Source organism: Streptomyces sp. NRRL S-350 (genome assembly GCF_000719705.1).
Lineage (GTDB): Bacteria > Actinomycetota > Actinomycetes > Streptomycetales > Streptomycetaceae > Kitasatospora.
Genome location: NZ_JOHO01000013.1, coordinates 93,066 through 107,975, shown reverse-complemented (window position 1 = coordinate 107,975; position 14,910 = coordinate 93,066). Strand labels below are relative to the sequence as shown.

The 14,910-nt window shown below is 70.3% G+C and carries 17 protein-coding genes; 2 read left to right on the top strand and 15 right to left on the bottom strand.

All coding sequences use genetic code 11. The features are described from left to right. Positions 1-4 precede the first annotated feature (4 nt). The 12 genes from IF30_RS0115775 to IF30_RS0115720 all read right to left on the bottom strand — a co-directional run bounded on the left by IF30_RS0115775 (position 5) and on the right by IF30_RS0115720 (position 11,313). On the bottom strand, positions 5-370 hold the full coding sequence (locus IF30_RS0115775) for a hypothetical protein (protein ID WP_030237907.1): 366 nt from the start codon (positions 368-370) through the stop codon (positions 5-7). Between the two features lie 45 nt (positions 371-415). Continuing rightward, a complete protein-coding gene (locus tag IF30_RS0115770; RefSeq protein ID WP_030237905.1) occupies positions 416-946 on the bottom strand; it encodes a hypothetical protein in 531 nt (176 codons plus the stop codon). After that, positions 946-1,827, bottom strand: a complete 882-nt coding sequence (locus IF30_RS0115765) for a hypothetical protein (protein WP_030237904.1) — start codon at positions 1,825-1,827, stop codon at positions 946-948. The genes IF30_RS0115770 and IF30_RS0115765 overlap by 1 nt, the downstream gene beginning before the upstream one ends. Positions 1,828-1,846: 19 nt before the next feature. Beyond that, entirely contained in the window at positions 1,847-2,101 is a 255-nt protein-coding gene (locus tag IF30_RS0115760; protein ID WP_030237902.1) for a hypothetical protein, read from the bottom strand. Next, positions 2,098-2,376 (bottom strand): hypothetical protein, encoded by a 279-nt coding sequence (locus IF30_RS0115755; RefSeq protein WP_030237900.1) that lies wholly within the window; start codon positions 2,374-2,376, stop codon positions 2,098-2,100. The genes IF30_RS0115760 and IF30_RS0115755 overlap by 4 nt, the downstream gene beginning before the upstream one ends. Positions 2,377-2,453: 77 nt before the next feature. Then, positions 2,454-4,178 (bottom strand): hypothetical protein, encoded by a 1,725-nt coding sequence (locus IF30_RS0115750; RefSeq protein WP_030237897.1) that lies wholly within the window; start codon positions 4,176-4,178, stop codon positions 2,454-2,456. Positions 4,179-4,227: 49 nt separating this feature from the next. Then, positions 4,228-5,511, bottom strand: coding sequence for a hypothetical protein (locus tag IF30_RS0115745; RefSeq protein WP_030237894.1), 1,284 nt, complete (start codon positions 5,509-5,511; stop codon positions 4,228-4,230). A 50-nt stretch (positions 5,512-5,561) separates the two neighbouring features. After that, the gene (locus tag IF30_RS0115740; protein WP_234322713.1) at positions 5,562-8,207 is read right to left on the bottom strand and encodes a phage portal protein; all 2,646 of its coding nucleotides are present in this window, start codon (positions 8,205-8,207) and stop codon (positions 5,562-5,564) included. Beyond that, positions 8,143-9,720: a phage terminase large subunit gene (gene terL / locus IF30_RS0115735; protein WP_078891409.1), complete on the bottom strand. Its 1,578-nt coding sequence runs from the start codon at positions 9,718-9,720 to the stop codon at positions 8,143-8,145. The genes IF30_RS0115740 and terL overlap by 65 nt, the downstream gene beginning before the upstream one ends. 37 nt (positions 9,721-9,757) lie before the next feature. After that, positions 9,758-10,261, bottom strand: coding sequence for an XF1762 family protein (locus IF30_RS0115730; RefSeq protein WP_030237885.1), 504 nt, complete (start codon positions 10,259-10,261; stop codon positions 9,758-9,760). Positions 10,262-10,351: 90 nt separating this feature from the next. Then, on the bottom strand, positions 10,352-10,987 hold the full coding sequence (locus IF30_RS0115725; RefSeq protein WP_234322712.1) for a hypothetical protein: 636 nt from the start codon (positions 10,985-10,987) through the stop codon (positions 10,352-10,354). Further along, on the bottom strand, positions 10,984-11,313 hold the full coding sequence (locus IF30_RS0115720; RefSeq protein WP_030237880.1) for a hypothetical protein: 330 nt from the start codon (positions 11,311-11,313) through the stop codon (positions 10,984-10,986). Before IF30_RS0115720 ends, IF30_RS0115725 begins: the two co-directional genes overlap by 4 nt. A 99-nt stretch (positions 11,314-11,412) precedes the next feature. On the opposite strand from IF30_RS0115720, the gene IF30_RS0115715 reads away from it, so the two are divergent. Both IF30_RS0115715 and IF30_RS43635 read left to right on the top strand, forming a co-directional pair. Continuing rightward, positions 11,413-11,904: a hypothetical protein gene (locus IF30_RS0115715; RefSeq protein ID WP_030237877.1), complete on the top strand. Its 492-nt coding sequence runs from the start codon at positions 11,413-11,415 to the stop codon at positions 11,902-11,904. Then, entirely contained in the window at positions 11,901-12,566 is a 666-nt protein-coding gene (locus IF30_RS43635) for a hypothetical protein (RefSeq protein ID WP_051710363.1), read from the top strand. The genes IF30_RS0115715 and IF30_RS43635 overlap by 4 nt, the downstream gene beginning before the upstream one ends. Here the strand turns inward: IF30_RS43635 and IF30_RS0115705 are convergent. From IF30_RS0115705 to IF30_RS0115695, 3 genes are all read right to left on the bottom strand, one after another. Continuing rightward, positions 12,522-13,625 carry an AAA family ATPase gene (locus IF30_RS0115705; RefSeq protein WP_051710361.1) on the bottom strand — a complete coding sequence of 368 codons (1,104 nt, stop codon included), beginning with the start codon at positions 13,623-13,625 and terminating at the stop codon, positions 12,522-12,524. The two genes, IF30_RS43635 and IF30_RS0115705, sit on opposite strands and share 45 nt — an antisense overlap. Positions 13,626-13,636: 11 nt before the next feature. Next, the gene (locus IF30_RS0115700; protein WP_051710360.1) at positions 13,637-14,206 is read right to left on the bottom strand and encodes a ParB N-terminal domain-containing protein; all 570 of its coding nucleotides are present in this window, start codon (positions 14,204-14,206) and stop codon (positions 13,637-13,639) included. A gap of 117 nt (positions 14,207-14,323) precedes the next feature. Further along, a complete protein-coding gene (locus tag IF30_RS0115695) occupies positions 14,324-14,770 on the bottom strand; it encodes a hypothetical protein (RefSeq protein WP_051710358.1) in 447 nt (148 codons plus the stop codon). Between the last annotated feature and the right edge of the window lie 140 nt (positions 14,771-14,910).

Below are 14,910 nucleotides of genomic sequence, written 5' to 3'. Positions count from 1 at the left end.
GGGCTTACTCCTTGCTGCTCGCGCCCGGCTGGGGCTCGTTGTCGGGGTGCTGGTTGGGCGGTTCAGCGGTGGGCGTCCAGCGGCCGTCGTCCGGCGGGCCGTCAGGCCAGGCGAAGACCGTCGCTGGCGTCGCGGGAGCGCCGGGGTCGTCGTCGGTGGAGGGCCGGGCCGGGCGCGCGGGGCGGGCGGTGAGCGGGACGGCGAGGTAGACCAGCTCGACTGCGCCCGTGTACTGGTAGGCGGCCGGTCCGTTGGCGTGGGTGGGGGCTTCGGTCGCTTTGGTCGCTGGCTCGGCTGCGGGCGCGGGCGCGGCGGCCGGAGCGGTCTGCGCGCTGTCGTCCTGCGCCGCAGCCGACTTGGCTGTGGGCATGGGGGGCTGCTCCTGCACGGAGAAGGGAAGAAGTGAGGGCGCAGGTCAGACGGCGGTTAGCTCTACGGCCGTGAACTTGATCTGCATGTACTGCTTGGTCAGCTGTGCCTTGGAGCTGGGCTGGCCGTAGCGGACGCTGATCGCTGCGCTGCCTCCGGCGACGGCTTCGCCGGCCTGGAACACGCAGCCACCGAGGGTGTGGTCGGAGCGCAGCCGGGCGAGGAGGGCGTCGCGCAGGGCGTACACGTCGTCCTGGGCGTCCTCGGCGTACTCGCACTCGGAGCGGATGAAGACGTTCAGCTCGACCGTGTACAGGACCCGCATCAGGCCGACGCCTTCTGGGCCGACTGTCTCGCGGTACTCGGACTGGTCGGGGATGGTGATGACGATCTGGCAGCCAGTGCGGGTGCCGGGCGGCATGCCGCGGTAGTAGTCGGCGTGGTCGTCGGCCTTCGCGAATGCGCGACGCACCACGCCGACGCCGTGCACTGGTGAGCTGCGGTAGGTCCGGGTCGCCGGATCGTAGGGTCCGCCCAGGAAGGTGCCGATGCCGTTGATGACGCTCTGAATGCTCATCAGGGCACCACCCGCCGGTAGGGGGCGAGGAGGCGCTGGGCCTCGGCGACCAGACCGGATCCGTCCCTGCGGGAGTCTCGCTGCCGGATCCCGGCGGACAGGCTCGTGTCGGGGAAGGCGTCTTCGGCTGCGGTGTCCGGACGCATCAGCGACGCGGTGGCGTAGTTGATGACGGCCAGGTGGACGTCGGCCGGCAGCCCGGACAGGCCCATCCCGGCGGTGTGTGCGAACAGCAGAGGGGACGCGAGCGGCACGATGCCGGGCATCGGCTGACCGGTCGGGACCGGCGGGCTCCAGGTGGAGGAGGCGGTGATGGTCTCCTCGGCGCCGGGTTCCCACAGCCGGTAGCTCTGGCCGGGCTGCAGGCCGGTGATATCCGGCACGCTGACGCTCTGGTCGCCGGCGCTCTGCGGCGCGGTCAGCACGGTGGCGACGTGCCCGGCGAGGTAGGTGACGCGTGCGAAGACGCTTCCGCCCAGCTGGGGGCTGGTGAAGCTGAGCGCGCCGCTCCATGGGCCGATGTTGGGTGGGAACACGAGGTTCCCGCTGTCGTCCCAGTAGGCGGGCTGGTTGACGACGGTCAGCGCGGTGGGGTTGTGGCCGTAGGCGATGCTCTGGACGGACAGGACCGGGGTGTGGTCGGCGCGGATCCGCAGGTTCCCGGCGCGGTCGTAGCGCGCGGTGTGCTGCTGTGTGGTCTGGTGCACTGCGAGCGGCTGACGGCAGTAGTTGTCAGCCCACTGGCTCGACATGAGCAGGACGTTCGTCAGCTCGGCGTCCTGCGCGGCCAGGGAGGAGTTCCCGGAGCGCAGGTTGTAGGTGTCCAGGAACGTCGGATGGGCGCGGAACGCGGCCGGGGTCACGTACGGGAGAGTGAGCACGTGGCCTCCTCCCTCCGGGTCAGCGCGTCCAGTGGCCGTGCTCGCAGCCCACGGCCATCGCTCCGTCGGGCCAGCCCCTGGGCATGCAGATCTCGCAGATGGGCGCCTCGGGCTCGGCCTTGAAGGCGACTTCGAGGTCCACGACCGGCGTGCTGGCGCCCTTCGGGGCCTTGCGGGCGCTGGCTCGGGCGGGTGCCGGCTTGGTGTCGGCCGGGGGCTGCTGATCGGGCGCAGCTGCGGTCTCGGCGCCCAGCGGCTCGGTGGTGTCGGTCACTGGTCCTCCCGCTTGCAAGTCGTGCCGCACTTGCCGCAGCGGGCGAAGTACGAACCATGGCCGCAGTTGGCGCAGCGGTAGCCGCTGCTGTGCCGCACGGCGCCGCCGAGGTTGGCGGCGAAGGCGCCGAGCTGGCGCAGGGCCTTCTCATGGGCCGGGTTGTCGACGGTTACGGTGCCGTCGCGGCCGGGGGTGTAGCTGGTGGTGAAACCGAGGCGGGCGCCCTTGATGTCGACGCCGCGCACGGCACTGTCAGGCAGGCAGAGCCGGGCCATGCTCCCTCCTTCCGGGAACGCGGAAGGCCCGCGGTCCAAGGCGGGCCGCGGGCTTTCCAGTGGTGGGGATGGGTCGGTTACGCGGCCTTGATGCCGGTGATGGCGCCGTTCCAGCCGGGCGCGTAGCAGACCATGGTGCCGAGCCAGTACGAGCTGGACTCGTAGGCGAACTGGGTGACCGGCCAGTCCACACCCATCAGGTCCTGGACGTTCCAGGCGGCCCACACGTCGGAGACGTCGGTGTCGGGCATGGGCAGCGTGTCGGAGAGGATCGCGGTGTTGCCCTGCGGCATCCACGGGTGGACCTCAACGGTGACGCCCTTGCCGGTGACCTCGTTGATGATGGTGTTCACGACGTCGCCCAGGGTCACGCCGGACACCTCGTCCTGGGTCAGCGTCAGCCGGTAGTTGCTGCTGGACGCGGACTTCAGCGAGTCGGACAGCTGCTTGCGGTCCGAGCCGTTGAACAGCACCCGGTCCGGGTCGGCCTTCACCGACTGGTAGAGCGCGGCGAACGCGGTCTGGAACTCGCCACCCGGGTTCGAGGTCGACAGGGGGGTGTTGAGCTGCCGGGTGTAGCCGGACTGCGGGCCGGTGCAGATGGGCAGGATGCCGTCGTACCCGTTGGTGTACGCGGTGGTGTCCGCGACGACCGAGGCGGCGACAGCGCCGCTGGTCGGCAGAGCGCCCTGGATGGTGAAGGTGCTGTAGCCGGAGCGGCCCGCGTAGAAGCGGGTGGCGTCGCCCGGGTCGGCCGAGGCGCCGGTCGCGACGTAGACGCGCTGGCCGAGTGCTCCGGCGGGCAGGTTGCACGTGACGTCCACGACCTGGCCGGCGGAGACCGCGACGGACACCATGCCGGACAGTACGGACTGGCCGAAGTCACCGGCGTCGCTGGTGACCTTGACGTACACGTTGCCGGCGCTGCCGCTGATCGGGGTCTCACCGGCGGCGGCCGCGCGGGCGGTGACGGTGACGTTGCCCGGGGCCGCGACCGCGCCGAGGAAGTTGTTCGCCGCCGTGCCACGGCCCATCAGGAACATGCGCTCCTCGAGGAGCATCGAGGCGTAGAGCAGGCTGGTGCGGGACAGCTGACGGATGTCCTGGTATCCCTGGCCCTGGTACTGCGCGGACCAGGTGACCTGGTCCGACACCGAGAACTGGGCGTACGGCACGACGACGTCGTAACCCGCGTAGCTGATCTTCGGGCCGCGCGCGTAGTACAGCGGGTTCCCGGAGCCCTGCGGCGCGAAGTTCGTCTGGGTCGCGTCCGAGATACCGGGGTGGATGGTGGAGACGCCGCCGGTGCCGGTGCCGGTGTATCCGCTGATCACCTTGAAGCGGTGGGACAGGCCGACGCCCTTCTTGCGCGGGATGCGGTTGCGCAGCGGGGTCGGGCGCGGGGCCAGCATCTTGGCCGGGCTTTCCAGGTCGAAAGCGACCAGGCCGGACGCGATCGGCGTGGTGTTGGTGATGTCCTTCACCATGTCCGGGGCCTGGGCCTTGAGCTGGCCCAGTGCGGCGGTGAGAGAGCTCAGCTGGTCCGGGGAGAGCGACTTGGCGATCTCCGGCGACTCCAGGGTCTTCACCAGGGCGCCGTGCACGGTGGTCGGCTGCGGCGTGAAGTCGATGCCGCGGCCCTGGCTGAAGGCCTGGTTCATGGCGGCGAGGTCGAGGTGCCGGGTCGGCATCGCGTCGACGGCCTTCATCAGGTTGTCGAAGCGGTCCGCCAGGTCAGTCTTGGCCAGGCGGGGGGCGTCCGGCGACTCGCCGAACAGTACATCTGCGGTGGGCAGAGCCACAGTTGACTCCTATCGGGAGGCAGCAGGGAAGGGAAGGTCAGGGGTGGGGTCAGACGTTGGCGCGGTCCAGCAGCGCGTTGGCCTTCTGCCGGTAGCCGTCCTTGAGGTCGCGGTCACTGACCGCGTCGGCCTTGGCCAGGTACTGGTTGGCCTCGGCGATGAGCCGCTGCGCGTCGGCGCTGCGGGCGCTGTCCTCCTGGGCGGCGGTGCGCGTCAGCGCGGGCCCGCCGGGCAGAGGCTGGGCCTTGAGGGTCTCCAGCTCGCCGTTGGCCTTCACCAGATCCGCTTCCAGCGTCTTCATGCGCTCTTCGGATGCGGTCGTGGCCTCTGCCACGGCGGACTTCACCAGCTCGGCGATGTCAGCCTTCGTGATCTGCGGTTCGGGGGCCGCCGGGGTGGCGGTGTCGTTCTTGTGGAGATCCGCGGTGTCGGCGAACTCCATGGCGGTGCCGGTCTGCTCGGCCTCCTCGCGGTGGGAGAACCACTTCAGGGCGCTCACCGCGTCGAGGAGGGTGGCGATGTCGCAGGCCTCGTTGAGGTTGCCCATGGCCAGGGACTCGGCTTCGCTGATGATCAGCGCGGCGATGATGGCGATGGCCTGCTGGGCGCCGTTGATGTCGCTGGTCTCGTCCTCGCCCTCGGCGGCCGCCGGGGCGGCGGTGTCGGCCTTGATGAGGGCGCGGGCCTGGACGATGACCTCGGCGGCGCGCAGCACCGTCTCGGGGTCGGGCGCGGCCGCGACCGGGGCAGGTGCCGGGTCGGTGCGGGTGCTGGCCGTAGGCTGCGGCTCGGGGGCGCCGGTCGGCTCTGGTGCCGGGGTGGTAGGGGTCTCGACCAGCGCGGCGTCGGGAACGGCCGCCAGCGACCCGGTGTCGTCGGCCTTGGCGACCTGGATCCCGCACTCGGGGTTAGCCGGGCGGTCCACGACGGAGACCTCGATGATCTCTCCGTCGGTGACCAGGCCGTTCGGGGCGTCGGGGTGCCCGAACTCGACTCGCGGGTTCTTGATACCGACGCTGAAGCCCTTGAGCACCTTGCTCTCGACCTTGGTCACGGCGATGGGGTCCACGATGTGCGCGGTGAGCAGGTGCTTGCCGTCGATGCCCTTGGACAGGCCGACGCCGACGCCGACCGCGCGCTTGCTGTCGTGCTGCTCGCGGACGTTGCCGCCTTCGGACATCCACGCGGGCATGGCCCGGTCGAGCCAGTCCTGGTCGAGGCGCTGATTGTCGCGGTCGAGGGCGCTGGTGGCGGCCGGGCCGTAGACGAGGAGTGTGCCGTCGGGCTGCTTCTCGGACTTGGTGATCGGCGACCAGGCGTAGGAAACGTTCAAGGGTCCCCTCCTTCTGGTTGGGGGCTGAGGCGGTGGTGGGTAGCCCCGCGTCAGGCGGGGAGAAGGCTGCAGCGGCAGCTGGGGTGCTGTGGCGGGGCCGTGACGCCGGAGGGGAAGGCCTGGCCGAGCTGGAGCGAGCCGGCGTCCTCGTTGTCCAGGCACGCGGTGCACGGTTCGTCTTCGCAGGTCCACTGGACGCTGCTGACGCCTGCACCTTGGTAGGTGCTGGTGGTGGCGGCGGACTGGCCGTGCAGCAGCTCGGTGAGAGCGAGCATGCGGGCCCACGGGGCGTCGGCGATCGCTGCGCGCAGCTCGTCGGCGAGCTGGCTGGCGGTGAGGCCCGTGTTCTTCGCCTCGGCCAGGGCTTGGGCGAGGCGGCGCAGCCGGTTCGTTGCGATCTCGCGGGCCTGGCTGACGGCCTGCTCTTGATGGGCCGCCAGGTCGTGTCGGTTGGTCGCGGTCAGGGTGTGGGTGGCCGCGGCCTCATCACCAGGCGTCCAGTTGAAGGTGGCTGTGCTCTCACCGGCGACGGCGGCGGTGGCCGCGGTGCTGCCGATCGCCCAGCCCTCGGTGCGCAGGCCGAGGACGAGGTCGGTGATGACCGGGTTCAGGTCGATCCCCTGGCCGGTGAGCCAGGCGCTGGCCTGGGCCAGGTCCCAGTCGTCGGCCTTGGCCAGGTGGATGTGGGTGATCCAGGCTGCTGCAAGGGCATTCCAGTCGAGCGCACCGGCCAAGGCCTGCGTGATACGCGGTGCCCACGCGGCGGCGGTGGCGGTGTCGCGGCCCCAGCCCGGCCAGACGGCCGGGCTACCGGCTTTTGGGTCCGGACCACCGCCGGCGGCGAACACGACTGGTGCGCCTTGTAGCGCGGGGGCGTCGGCCTTGGTGACGGTGTTGAAGGTGAACGGTCGGCTGGGGCGCGGGTTGCGTCGGGCCCACCGCCGGTAGGCGGCCAGTTCGGTCTTCACCGCCTGGTCGCGGGCGCCGTCGTCCTCGTCTCCAGCAAGCGCGTCCGGATCCTCGAACCGGTCGATGATGCCGTCGCCGTCTTCGTCGGTGGCGGGCGGGGCCTGGACAGGGCCCACGGTCTCCCCTGACGGTGCCAGCCGGGCGGCGCCTTCGAGGAACACGACGCCGCGCTGCGTCATGAGCATTGGCATGTCCGCCTCAGGAAAGGGGTAGCGCGGTAGGCCACGCAGGTCCCGGTCCTCGTTGAGGGTGGTGCGGCCCCACTGCACGCGTTCCTGTGCGACGGCGTCAGCCGCAGCGTCGTCCTCGTCCTCCAGGCCGAGAATCTTGAACTCCAGCTGCGGCGCCATGTGCAGGTGCCGGTGGGAGATGCTGGTGATCAGCTTCTGCAGCCAGCGGTAGTCAGGCATCGTGGAGGAACGTTCCTGCACATCGGCCTGGCCCTCGTGATAGCCAGTGCTGCCGAGGCCACCGGGCTCGCTGAAGTTCAGCTCGGGCAGCGTGACGCCGAAGTGCGAGCTGAGTAGCCGGATGAGGAACAGGTCGTACTCGGGCTTGTACCGCTCGGCGACGTCGCTGTTGGTGGCGAGGTCGATGCCGGGTGGCAACATTCGCATGCGGTGCCGGTCGGCGTGCTGGCCGGACCACATGTCGTTGATCGCGGTCTCGTACTCGCGGACCTGGGCCGGCGTCCAGCCGACGGCGTCCGAGGACATCTTGAGGAATCCGGTGGGGACGGTGCCGTCGGTGTACTCCGAACGGATCCAGTTGCGGCGCTGCAGCCACACGTCGAGGTCGGTGAGGCACTGCTCGACAGCGGAGAACCCGTACGGGGTGAACGAGCGGACGTTGCGCCGCTTGTAGATCAGCGTGTCGTCGTCGTACGGGTTCAGGATGTTCTGGTCGTCGTCGGTGTCCGCGGTGTACTCGCCCCGGGGGAATCCCCACAGGAGCTGCTGGTAGGCCGGGTTCGGCGGCAGCGGCTTGCCGCCGCGGTGGTCCCGCAGGACCTTGATCGTGGAGCCGTCCACGATCTCCAGGGCGTACAGGCCCCCGCCGCGGGTGCGGCGCGGGTAGATCGCTATCGCGTCGAGGACCAGCTGCTCCTCCAGCAGCTTGCTGATCCATTCGGGCCACTCTTCGTCCTGGCCAGGGTCCGGCCTGGACCAGAACGCGGTGCACCGCGCGATCTCGGATCCGAGACTGCGCCGCAGATCGGCTTCGATCTCTGCGCGGGGGGCAGACGGGTTCGCAGCCTGGGCTTGGGCGATCGCGTCCTTGGAGATGACGATCGCCCACTCCAGGGAGACCACGTGTGACTTGCGGATCTCGATGCAGCGGCGGGGCAAGCCGACCTCGGCGGAGTCGCGCAGTACCTTCCACGGCACCAGGCGGTCAGTGATGCCGGGAAGGTTGACGCTGACCGGGTACTCGGAGAAGCGCGGCGGAGTGCGGCCGGTCTCCGGGTTGACCGGGTCGAACGCGGTCGGCAGCAGCGGCATGCCGGGGCCGAACGCGACCATGGGCTCGATGCGCGGCAGAGGGCTGAACGACCCCGTGGTGCCGGCGCCGAGCTGGGTGGAGGCGAGCAGCGCTGCGACCTGCTCCGAGGAGAAGGTGTGGACGGCCGCTGCCTGCGTGGACTTCTCCAGGCTGGAGGCGTCACTGCCCGTCATCTGGGGCGTCGGGGTCGGGGTCTTCTTGCGGGGGAAGGGCCATCGGGCCATGCGGTGCCCTCCCATCGAGGTAGTCCAGGGGGGTTCCCGGTGCGGGTCGGGGGATCGAGGTGTAGGAGTCGAGCCAGCCCATGGCGCGGTCGGCGCTGTTCGATCCGGCGAGGAGCCGGTGCAGGGCCTGCGTCATCGCGTCGACCTGGTCGTCGTGCGAGGCGTTCGGGAAGCCGGCGGTCTCTTCGAGGAAGGAGCCGATCCAAGGGGCGATCTCGGGCGCCGGAAGCCAGACGACGCCGCTCTCCACGAACGGCGCGACGGAGGAGGCGCGCGCGAACTTGGACTCCTTCGGGGTGACCGGTATCAGCCCGGGCACGGTGGAGCGCAGTTGTGAGATGACAGCAGGCCCGTTCGCCCGGTCTTCGACCAACTTCGCGTGGGCCTGCGGCCAGCGCTTGGAAAGAGCGGTGACGGCGCGGCAGGTGGCGGGGAAGTCGAGGCGGTCGCAGACCTGGTCCATGAGGTAGACCTGGCCGTTGATCTTCGCCCAGACCTGTCCGACGACGAAGTCACCGCTCTTGCTGTCCTTGAACGTCATGTCCCAGGACTGGATGACCTCGGTGGCGTTCGGGATCCAGTACGAGCCATCGGCGCGCTGGTCGGCCTTCGGGGCCTGGTACCAGCGCCAGTGGTCGCGGCGGAACAGCCCGCCTTCGGCCGGCGCGGGGCGGCCCTGGTAGAGCGAGGTCCAGGTACGGGCGCCGACGTCCCGCTTAGTGGACTCCCAGTCAGCGACGCCGCGGCCGCGGGCGGAGACCAGGTACTCGCCGGGCTCGCGGCCGAGCGGGTCGTCAGCGGTCTCGGCCTGCGCCGGGATGTTGACGTAGGTCCACTCCCCGACCGCCTTGTCTGCCTCCAAGAGCCGGCCGGCGAGGTCATCTTCGTGCCAGCGGGTCAAGACGACGATGACGGCGGTATTGGGACCGAAACGCGTGCGTGCGGTGTCGACCCAGAAGTCCCAGACCTTCTCCCGCTGCACCAGCGACTCCGCCTCAGCGCGGCCCTTGATCGGGTCGTCGATGATCAGCACGTCGACTGGGCGGCCGGTCAGGGCGCCGGCGATGCCGACGGAGTAGACGCCGCCGTCATGGTTCTCGAGCTGCCATTCGTGGGCTGCACCGGTGTCATGGCGCACTCGCAGCCCGAACAGGTCTGTGTTGGCAGAGATGTCGTTGCGGATGGCGCGGCCCCACCGGCGGGCGGTGCCAAACTCGTAGCTGGCGATCGCGATCCGCAGGTCGGGGTTGCGGGCGAGAAGCCAGGCGGGGAAGGTACGGCTGACGCGCTGCGACTTGCCTTCCTGCGGGGGCATCGTCCAGATCAGGCGCCGGGTCTTTCCGGCCGCGACGTCCATGAGGTGGCGGTCGAGCAGTGCCAGCGCGGGCGTGGTGACTACCCGCGGGTCGAGCGCCTTCGCGAGGTCGTGGGGGGTCGGGAAGCGATCCGTCGCCTGTGACAGGCCTTCCAGGCGAGATGCGGCCAGTGCCAGCGCATTGGCGAAGTCGACCACCGCGTCATCACCCCTTCCACGTGCGGGCGACGGTGCGTCAGTCGGCCTGGGGCAGGGGCGGAGCGTGTTGGGTGGTGTTCTCCCACAGCAGTCGGCCCGTGTTCTCGGTGCCCTGTAGGCGGCGCGGTCGGCTGGGTACGTTCCAGCCCGGGCGCGGACGTCGGCGTGCGACCAGCCGCCAGCCGGCCGCGCGCAGGCTCGCTCCGCTCTCCTCTTCCTGGGTGTAGGTCACCAGCCGCTGGTAGCCCGCCGCCCGGGCGGTCCGCCAAGCCGCGCCGTACAGCGCAGAGCAGGCGTTCGCCGTGCCGTCAGTGGCTACGCGGGTGACCTCCAGGGTCAAGCCGTCGTCAAACGGACGGGCCACCGGTCGACCGACAATGGCAACGCCGACGACCTGGTCGTCCGGTTCGGCGACGACGGCGAGAGAGAACTTGTGGCCCTGTGGCGGGGCATGGTGGCGGTGGTGCTCGGTGACGAACGCGCACGCCGCTGCGAAGCTCAGCGGGCGAATCCGCAGACGTCGTTGAGTAGGCTCAGGCATCCGGCCACCCCCCTGAACCGTTCGGTGTGACCGTCGAAGTTGGGGCCATCGGATAGGTCCTGCTCTGCGCCGCTTGGTTGGCTCCGAGGTTCAGGCGGCCGGGACTGCGCGTAGATGTCGGGCGGCGACCGCACGGGCTTCGGCCGCGTCGGTGCCGGTGACGCCGACGTGGGACAGCGCGGCTTCGAGCGCGGACAGGACGAGTTCGGCCTGCCGCTCGGTGATCCTGGCCATGCGCTCTTCGATGCCGAGCTGGGCGATGCGGGCGAGGATCGCTGCGGCCCGGTCCATGGCCCGCTCGTAGAGGGCGACCTCGGCGCGCAGCTGCTCGGCGCCGCCGGCGCCTTCGTAACGGAGACGGTCCTGGAGGCGGTTGACGATCTTCCCGAGGGCTTCCTGCCAGGCCAGGGCCTGCCCGGCGAGCTTGGCGAGCGCGGCGAAGGGATCTTCGACAGCCTGCACGCGCATGTCGGCGAGCATCTGGTTGGCTTGGTGCTCGGCCATCTCGGTGGCGGCCCGCATCCGGTGCGCCGCGGTGTTGCCGCCGTGGTACTTGCAGGGTCCGAACCCGGCGTGGTCGGTGCCCATACCGGCCTTCTGGCCGCAGGTACGGGACGGGTCACCGCGCAGGCGTGCCCCGCAGCGGGGGAAGTCCCACTGGTCCGGTGGGCGGCGGTTCTGGGTCCACTCGCCGGTCTCCCGGTACTGGCTTCGAGTGCTGCTCAATCCCGGCTCCTCTGGTTCACGCGGAGCAGGCGCTGGCGGCGGTCGCCGATGTCGAGGGCCAGGCGGGCCGCGTTGAGGTCGCCCTTGAGGGCTTCCTTCCAGGCGACGGTGTGCAGCTTGTCCAGGCGCAGGACCTCGAGGATCAGGGCGGGGTCGATGCTCTGGCCGTCATAGTGAGTGGCGGCGACTTCCTGGGCCGCGTCGATCGCGTCAACAGGGTCGGCGAAGCCGAGGCGGTCCGCGATGGTGTCCCAGTCGACGCCAGCCAGCTTGAGGTTGAGAGCGGTGACAGCCCGCTGGTGGTCTTCGTTGCTGGCGGCCGACATAGGTTCCCCCCGATCTCTAGACAGAAACAATGTCCATGTGGCGTGGACTATCGAGAGTGCACACCGTAACTTTGTCTATGTCGGCGCTACACTGTCGGTATGAGCGCTGCAGACAAGCCCGACGACGAACGAACAGAGCTGCTCGAGGAGCTGAACGCCAAGCCGTACTGGACCTACGACGACATCGCCGTGTACTGGAACATGAGTCCGAAGTCGGTACGCACCTACCGCTTCACGCGTGCCGGCTTCCTGCCGGATCCGGACGAGACGATCAACCGGGCGCCGGTGTGGAAGCCTGACACGATCCGCGACCATCCGCGCCCGGGGACCCAGCAGCAGGAACTGGACGCCGCCCGCGCGAAGCAGCTGGAGGAGCTCAACGGCAAGGACGTGTGGACGATGCAGGACGTCGCCGTGTACTGGGGCATCAGCGTGGAGTCGGTGCGCACGTACCGCATGCGGCCCGGTGTCCTGCCGGAGGCGACGATGCGCGGGCGCACACCGACATGGCCAGCGGAGGTAATCCGTAACCACCGGCGCCCCGGCCGAGGGGCCGGCGGCGGCCCGAAACGCAAGGACGGCTCCCAGTGAGCGTGCTCGTAGAGGTCGGCCAGGTCTGGCAGGACATCAGCAGCCGGTCGGGCGGCCGCAAGCTGCGGGTCGACGCGGTGGACGCGACACACGCGACGCTCCAGCCGGTCGCGGTGACGCCGCAGAAGGCCGTCGTGGCTCTTCCACAGCGTGCGACGCGGATCCGGCTCGACCGCTTCCAGCCTCACCGGCTCAAGCTGCTCCTGGGCGAACGCGTCCAGGCTGCCCCCGCCGAGGTCTCACCCATGGTGCTGACGGTCCGACAGCCGTGGGCCTGGGCGATCATCCACGCAGGGAAGGACATCGAGAACCGCAGCCGGCTCACCCGCCTGCGCGGCCCGCTGCTGATCCACGCAGGGCGCCGGTGGGCGGACGCGGGCGAGACCGCGCTGAAGGCCCGCGGCATCGCCGTGCCGGACGAGGCCCGTCGCTACGGGCACATCGTCGGAGCGGTCACGGTCACCGGCTGCGCTCAGGACTCGACCTCGTCGTGGGCCGTGCCGGGTATGTGGCACTGGGAGCTCACCCAGCCGATAGCCGCCGACCAGCTCATCACGTGCCAGGGGAAGCTGGGCATGTTCCGGGCGCCCCACACCTGGAGGGACGCCTTTGCAGGGTCAGCGCTTGGCCGGCGGCTGGTACTCGAAGGAGCGGGTGAGTAGGCGGCGGGGGTCAGCGAACCGGGCGCGCAAGGCGGGCGACACACTGCGGGAGCGCAAGTTGCTGCGGCCGCCGGGCTTCTCGTTCTCGCGCCACCGCGGTGAGCGCAGGCAGTACGCGATGACGGCCGGGTGCGCGATGACGCGCCGGAACCGGTAGCCCTTCTCGTGCAGTGACTGGCCGACGAACTCCACCATCTTCCCGGCGATGCCCAGGCCCTGGAAGTCCGGGAGGACGACCGTGCGGTGGGCCATCTTCATGTCCCGGATCTTGGAGTGGGGCAGGTGGATGTACGAGGTGAACGCGACCAGCTGTCCGTCGATCCAGCCGCCGTAGCACTGAGCGGACTTGGCGAGGTCGGCGCTCAGATAGTGATGACGGCTGAAGGTGGGCCAGACGGCTCGGTCCACGCGGTGGATCCGCAGTTCGAGCTCAGGGTGGGGTTGAACCGACCTCCAGCTGAACGAGCCGGCGGCGACGTCGTACACCCAGTCGGGCTGCAGCCAGTCCTCCACGTCATAGTGGCAGGTGACAGCGACCAGCTGGCGCTTCTGGCGGCGGACCGTCTTCTGCACCGTGTGGCTCGCGACCTTGGCGACCTGCCGGTCCACGACGGAGGTGAACTCATCGATGACGACAGTGTCGGCGTCATCGGTCTCGGCCAGGGCCCGGGCGATCGTCGCCCGGAAGGCTTCGCCGTTGGACAGGGTGTGGTGGGGGCGCAGCCAGGCCGGCGGGGAGGACAGGCCGACGGCGTTGAGGAGCGCGACGATCTGCCGCACGCTCATCTTGGCCGGGAAGTCGTCCATCAGGCTGCGGTCGGTCGACCAGTCGTAGGTGGTGGCGAGCTGGTCCGGCCACAGGTGCCGGGCGAGAGTCGACTTGCCGGAGCCGGACGGGCCGACGATCAGGCCGACGTTCCAGTCCTTGTCTTCCAGGGGCAGGTCGGCGTCCCAGCTGAGCGTGGTCTTCGCCTCGATCGGGACGTCGAACAGGCCGCTGGCCTGGAGGACGCGGGCGCTGGAGTGGATCGGGGTGGAGACTTCGATGTGGGCGTGCATGCAGGGCTCCGTCAGGTGATGAGAGCTCGGACGTGCCGGCCTTCGGCGCTGAGGCGGTCGAGGAGTTCGACCTGCTCGTCCTCGTTGGCGCACGTCACGATGACGCCCCACAGGCCGTGGTCGTCGTCGCCCTGGTCGGCGTCGCCTTCGATGGCGGCGGAGGTGGCTGCGTCGTCGTCGGCGAGGAGCTGGTCGAGGTCGGCGGTGGTGTAGCCGGTGCCGTCCAGGCCTCCGTCGTCGGCCATGGCCTGGAGGAGTTCGGCGAGGGCGTCGTCATCGAAGGTGCCGAGCTCGGAGAGCCGGTTGTCGGCGAGGTTGATGCGGCGCGCGTCGGCGTCGGTGCAGGTGATGACCTCGCAGCGGGCGGTCTTCTCGCCGTTGGCCTTCAGGGCCTTGAGCGTGTGGTTGCCCGCCAGGACGATCAGGGCGTTTCCGGTGTCGCGGACGACGAGGGAGCGGTACTGGCCGGTCTTGCGCAGCGACTGCTGGATCGCAGGGACATCGCCGCGCTTGGCGTTGCCGGGGTACGGGCTCAGGTCTCGCAGGGGGACAGCGCGGGTCTCTACGTACTCGACGGCCATGGCGCTCCCTCCTCTCTGGGGGTTGGGGTGCCACGACGGCCGCCAGCGCGGGCGCGTCCGGACCGGAGCCGTAGCCGGGAAGCTCGGCGGCGGCCGTCGTGGCGGTCGGGGGTTGGGCTACGGCGCGACGGTGGCCGCAGCCTCCGGGGCGGTCGAGGTCGCGGCCGCCGGGTCCGCCGCCGGAGCCGGGTCCGGACTGGTCGGCGCGGTGGTGGCCGGGTCCGGGGCGCCGCCCAGGGCGCTCTTGAGGGCGGTCACCAGGTCGGAGAGAGCCTGGTGGGCCTCGGTGGTGCCGGTCTTGAGGACCGGCTCGGCCACGGCCAGGGCGTCGGCGAACAGCGACTTGGTCTGGGAGATGGTGTCGGCCTTGGCGGCGTCCAGGACCGGCGACAGCGCGGAAGCCAGGGAATGGACCAGAGTCTCCAGCGTGGTGGCCTCGTTCTTGCCGGCGCCGAACAGGTCGGCCTTGATGTGCTCGGCGATGGTACGCAGGTGGCCCGAGAGGCTGTGGCCCTCGTCCTCCAGCTTGTCGATGGCGTCGTGGAGCGAATCGAGAGCAGACATGGTGTTTTCCTCGCAATGGGGTGAGTGGGGGGTGGGTCGCCCGCGTCCGGCGGGGTGGCCCCCCTTGCAGGTGCGGGGGTCCACGCGCGCCGCCGGACGCGGGCCGTCTACAGGGCCGTGGGTCGGCCGGTAGGGGCTGG